The organism is Nocardia sp. NPDC059764, from assembly GCF_042732555.1.
Classification (GTDB): domain Bacteria; phylum Actinomycetota; class Actinomycetes; order Mycobacteriales; family Mycobacteriaceae; genus Nocardia.
Genome location: NZ_JBHWHH010000288.1, coordinates 1 through 5438, shown reverse-complemented (window position 1 = coordinate 5438; position 5438 = coordinate 1). Strand labels below are relative to the sequence as shown.

Below are 5438 nucleotides of genomic sequence, written 5' to 3'. Positions count from 1 at the left end.
CCTCAGCACCGCGCGCGGAGTGGCGTTATGTCAGAAGGGGTCCGCGGCGGCGCGGCGGATCACTTCGCGGGCCAGCGGCCCGTGAATGGCGTCGATGGGACGGCCGGGCAGGGTCTCGTCCTCGGTGTAGATCCACTCGAGGATTTCCTGGTCGGTGTACTTGCCGTCACGCATGACCGTGATCAGCGGGGTCAGGTGCTTGGCGACAGCGCCGGTGGAGTCGAAGAACTCCTTCGGGACACCGGCGATACCGTCCCGGCGGACCGCGATGATCTGATGGTCACGCAGCATCTGATGGACCCGGGTCACCACCATGCCCAGCTGCTCGGCCACGTCGGGCAGCGGGATCAGGGTCACCGAATCCGGCAGGACGTCTTCGCTGCAAGGAAAGGCACTCACGCCGACCACGGTAGTCTCTCGCGTCGCCACAGTCGCATCACACCCCGACGCGGCTACCATCGGGTGAGCCGCACTGGGCGGCATTGACGAAAATCGGAAGGGTCGCAGTTGATCGGCCAGATGCTGGAAGGGCGCTACCGCATCGACGCGCCGATCGCGCGTGGCGGTATGTCCATGGTGTTCCGGGGGGTGGACACCCGGTTGGACCGACCGGTCGCCATCAAGGTGATGGACCCGAAGTTCGCCTCCGACCCGCAATTCCTCACCCGCTTCGAACTCGAGGCGAGAGCGGTGGCCAAACTCAAACACCCCTCCCTGGTGGCGGTCTACGACCAGGGCGTGGACGGTGAGCACCCGTTCCTCATCATGGAACTGGTCGAGGGCGGAACCCTGCGCGAACTGCTGCGCGAACGCGGCCCCATGCCCCCACACGCGGTGCGCGCCGTCGCCGAACCCGTGCTCTACGCCATCGGCGTGGCCCACGCGGCCGGGCTGGTGCACCGCGACATCAAGCCGGAGAACGTGCTCATCTCCGACTCCGGCGAGGTGAAGATCGCCGACTTCGGTCTGGTGCGCGCGGTCGCCGAGGCCAAGATCACCTCCGACAGCGTCATTCTCGGCACCGCCGCCTACCTCTCCCCCGAGCAGGTCACCAGCGGCAGCGCCGACGCCCGCAGCGACGTCTACTCCGCGGGCATCCTGATCTTCGAAATGCTCACCGGCCGAACCCCGTTCACGGGCGACAACTCGCTCTCGATCGCCCTGCAGCGGGTCGAGAAGGACGTGCCCGCGCCCGGCCGCCTGATCGGCGGCGTGCCCGCCGAGATCGACGAGCTGGTCGCGCACGCCACCGCCCGCGAACCCATGCACCGGTTCTCCAACGCCACCGAGATGGCCGACGAACTGCGCCGCATCGCCCGCGAACTGCAGCTGCCCGACTACCGGGTGCCCGCGCCGACCGAATCCGCCGAGCACCTCAGCGCCAAGTACCGGGTCGGGCCCACGCCCGCCCCGCGCGGCCCCGTGCATCCCCCGTCGCGGCCGATTCCGGGCGCGGCGGACCAGACCACCCGGTTCCAGGCCGACGCCACCACACGGCTCCCTGCCGACCCGCCGACCGTGTACGCGCCGCCGCAGCAGCCCCAGCACACCCGGGTCATGACCGCGGCGCGCGAGATTCCGGCCGAGTACCGGCAGAGCGACTACGCCCCGCCGCCGGGCGCCCAGCACCCCGGCTCGGATCTGATCGAGGACCGCGGCAAGTCGCGGCGCCGGGTCGTCGTGTGGCTGAGCATCGTGGTCGCGCTGGCGGTGCTGCTGGGCATCGGCGGCTGGTGGCTGGGCGTCGGGCGCTATTCGCCGGTGCCCACCATCGCCGGCATGGACACCCAGCGCGCGGTCTCCACGCTGAAGGACGCGGGCTTCGAGACCGAGACCCGCAACAAACCCTCCGACATGATCCCGGTCGGCAATGTGGTCGGCACCGACCCGCCCGCAGGCACCCGCGTCATCAAGGGCTCCCTGGTCGCGGTGCTGGTCTCCAGCGGCAAGCCGAAGGTTCCCGACGTCAGCGCCGGACAGGACGTCAGCTCGGTCAACAAGGCCATCCGCGACGCCGGGCTCACCCCCGTGGACGCCGGCGAGGTGGGCAGCTCCGCACCGAAAGGCTCACTCGCCAAGGTGGATCCGGCGCCCGGCACCGTCCTCCCGGCCAACGGACAGGTGAAGGTCTACCGCAGCAAGGGATCCCTGCCGGTCAAGGTGCCGGACCTCCGCGGCAAGACGCAGGAGGAGGCCAAGATCGCTCTGCAGAAGGCCGGACTCACCGTCAGCTCCACCCGCGAGCAGTTCGACCCGAAGATCAAGTCCGGCCAGGTGATCGGCACCGATCCGGCCGCTGGCACCAGCGCCGAATCCGGCTCCGGCGTGGTCCTGATCCTCAACAGCGCCCTCGACATGCCGAATCTGCTGGGCGCCAATGTCGGCACCGCGCGCGGCAAACTGCAGCAGATGGGGCTCTCTGTCACCGTGCGCCAGCTGGCAAACAATGACAGCTCGATCGTCATCTCGCAGAGCACCGCCCCCGGCGACGCGGTCGAACCCGGCTCCACCGTAACGATCGTCGCGATACCGTAACCGCCTCCCCGCGACTGCCGCTCCGCCTCTCCGCGCGGCGGTCGGCTGAGAGCCGCCGACCGTCTCGCGTCCGGACCTCGGTTCGTATCGAACCGATTCTGGACGTACCCGATGAGTTACCCCAACCGCTACGAGATCAACAGTCGCCTTGGACAACGCAATACAGACGCGAGTGCCCGGACCGCTGACGTGGTCCGGGCACTCGAATCTCTGCAAGCCGCATCCAGCTAGCGCAGCATCTCCGCGACCAGGAAGGCCAGTTCGAGGGACTGCTGGGTGTTCAGGCGCGGGTCGCACGCGGTCTCGTAGCGCTCCTCCAGGTTGAGGTCCGAGATGTCCTGCGCGCCGCCGAGGCATTCGGTGACGTTCTCACCGGTGAGCTCGATGTGCAGGCCGCCCGGGTGGGTGCCCAGCGCGTGGTGCACCTCGAAGAAGCCCTGCACCTCGTCGACGATGCGGTCGAAGTGGCGGGTCTTGTAGCCGGTGGACGCCTCGTGGGTGTTGCCGTGCATGGGGTCGCACTGCCAGATCACCTGATGGCCGGTGGCCTGCACCTTCTCGATGATCGGGGGCAGCACGTCGCGGACCTTCTGATTGCCCATGCGGGCCACGATGGTCAGGCGGCCGGGCTCGTTGTTGGGGTCCAGGCGCTCGACGTACTCCACGGCCTGCTGCGGCGTGGTGCTCGGGCCGATCTTGAGGCCGATCGGGTTGGCGATCAACTCGGCGAACCCGACGTGCGCGCCGTCGAGCTGACGGGTCCGCTCACCGATCCACAGGAAGTGCGCCGACAGATCGTAGAGCACCGGCTCGCCGGTGACGGGGTGCTCGCTCAGACGCAGCATGGCCCGCTCGTAGTCGAGCACCAGCGCCTCGTGGCTGGCGTAGAGGCGAGCGCTGGACAGGTTCGGGTCGTTGACCCGGCAGGCCTTCATGAACGCCAGCGCGCGGTCGATCTCGGTGGCCATCTGCTCGTAGCGGGCCCCGGCCGGGGACTGCGCCACGAACTCGCGGTTCCAGTCGTGCACCTTGTGCAGGTCGGCCATGCCGGCCGAGGTCAGCGAACGCACCAGGTTCATCGCCGCGGAGGCGTTGGCGTAGGCGCGGACCAGGCGCGACGGGTCGTGCTCGCGCAGCCCGGCGTCGGCGACCAGCGAGTTCACCATGTCGCCGCGGTAGGACTTGAGGCCCAGCGAATCGACGTCGGCGGAACGGGGTTTGGCGTACTGGCCCGCGATGCGGGCCACCTTCACCACGGGCAGGCTCGCGCCGTAGGTGAGCACCACCGCCATCTGCAGCAGGGTGCGGATATTGCCGCGGATGTGGGGTTCGGTGTTGTCGGCGAAGGTCTCCGCGCAGTCTCCACCCTGCATGAGGAAGGCCTCGCCGCGCGCTACCTCGGCTAAGCGTAGGCGCAGTTCCTCGACCTCGGCGGGCACGCAGATCGGCGGCACGCTCTCGAGGACGGTGCGCATCTTCTCGGCCTGCTCGGGATCCCAGGACGGCTGCTGTAGGGCCGGTCGGGCGAGCGCCTCGTCGAGACGCCGACGGAGCTCGTCAGGCAGCGGAGGAAGTTCCGGCAGGCGATCGATCGGTACGTCGACGGTCCAGTTCACGTGTTCAGAATACGGATTGCTCCTGGACAGGCGAAGCACACCCAGGGCTGGTGTCCTCTCACCCGGCGCTCGGCCCGTACAGTTCGACAGAACCAGACAGAGTCGAGGGGACCGATTGAAACGCGTTGACGAACGGAAGGGCTTCCGGCGGTTGCCGCCGAAAGCCACGTCAGCGCGCTCCTTCCGGGTCATACCGAGCGATAATTTCGCGCGCCCAATCGAGCATATCCTCGACTCGCTGCCCGATCGGCTGACCCGTGATCCACAGTTCCAAATTCTCGGGCCTATTATCGAGCTTGTCGCCATTGATATGGTGCACGTTCTCACCCTGATACAGCTCTCCGCCGAGAACCTGCTCCATGATCAAGCGATGCTCCAGCATCCAACCGCCTTCCGGAAGCCGGAGCAGCCGATAACCGAACGAAGTAATGCGACTACGACCGTCATGCGTACTCTTACGACGTCGTCCGGGCGCGCCTCGTCCCGGCGCGGCCTCGACCGAACCCCACCGGCGAATCTGTGTCTGATGAGGACGACAGACACCGCGCTTCAGGATGGCCGGGCGCTCGCAACCCGCAACCGAGCATCGCGGATACACCTCTTGGAGCTTCTTGACATGATGCCGATGACACATGCCACGCGAGTAGCGCTCCGGCACCGTCCGAGAGCAATCGGAAACAACACAAACTGTTTCCACCTGAATACCCCCACGATCGATTTGACGCACCGCTCTTCAGGTTACTCGAAAGGACCATCGCTTGAGGTATTTTTACGATTCCGAATTCATTGAGGATGGGGTCGTAATAGACCTGGTGTCCATTGCGGTGGTCTGCGAAGATGGCCGCGAATTCTATGCAATCTCGAACGAATTCAATGCCGACAAAGCGGGCCCTTTCGTCCGACGAAACGTACTGCCGAAACTCCCGCCCACCTCCTCGCCGCTGTGGCGTTCCCGTCAGCGCATCCGCGACGACCTCTACAAGTTCCTGGTCCCGCGCCCCGGCGTGGAACCCGAACTGTGGGCCTGGGTCGGCGCCTACGACCATGTGGCGCTGTGCCAGCTGTGGGGTTCCATGGTGGACCTGCCCAACGCGCTGCCCCGCTACACCAACGAACTGCGCCAGCACTGGGATCAGCACGGGCGTCCGCCGCTGCCGCCGGTGCCGAAGGACGCGCACGACGCGCTGGCCGACGCGCGCCACAACCTGGCCAAGTTCGAGGCCATCGAGGCGTACCGGCGCCTGCAGGCGGTCTGAGCTCCGAGCATGCGAAAGGCCCCGGGAGACT

5 protein-coding genes are annotated in these 5438 nt (G+C 67.3%); 2 read left to right on the top strand and 3 right to left on the bottom strand.

Going from position 1 to position 5438, the window contains the following annotated elements:
* Positions 1-30: 30 nt before the first annotated feature.
* Positions 31-399 (bottom strand): Rv2175c family DNA-binding protein, encoded by a 369-nt coding sequence (locus ACFV4K_RS34520; RefSeq protein WP_379280514.1) that lies wholly within the window; start codon positions 397-399, stop codon positions 31-33.
* A gap of 108 nt (positions 400-507) precedes the next feature.
* Here ACFV4K_RS34520 and pknB point away from each other — a divergent pair, with 108 nt between their 5' ends.
* Positions 508-2535: a Stk1 family PASTA domain-containing Ser/Thr kinase gene (gene pknB / locus ACFV4K_RS34515; RefSeq protein ID WP_379280513.1), complete on the top strand. Its 2028-nt coding sequence runs from the start codon at positions 508-510 to the stop codon at positions 2533-2535.
* A 227-nt stretch (positions 2536-2762) separates the two neighbouring features.
* Here pknB and ACFV4K_RS34510 read toward each other — a convergent pair whose 3' ends face one another.
* On the bottom strand, positions 2763-4151 hold the full coding sequence (locus ACFV4K_RS34510) for a class II 3-deoxy-7-phosphoheptulonate synthase (RefSeq protein ID WP_357094978.1): 1389 nt from the start codon (positions 4149-4151) through the stop codon (positions 2763-2765).
* A gap of 169 nt (positions 4152-4320) precedes the next feature.
* Positions 4321-4533, bottom strand: coding sequence for an HNH endonuclease signature motif containing protein (locus tag ACFV4K_RS34505; protein WP_379280512.1), 213 nt, complete (start codon positions 4531-4533; stop codon positions 4321-4323).
* A gap of 376 nt (positions 4534-4909) precedes the next feature.
* Here ACFV4K_RS34505 and ACFV4K_RS34500 point away from each other — a divergent pair, with 376 nt between their 5' ends.
* Positions 4910-5407, top strand: a complete 498-nt coding sequence (locus tag ACFV4K_RS34500) for a polyadenylate-specific 3'-exoribonuclease AS (protein ID WP_379280510.1) — start codon at positions 4910-4912, stop codon at positions 5405-5407.
* The last annotated feature ends 31 nt before the right edge of the window (positions 5408-5438 follow it).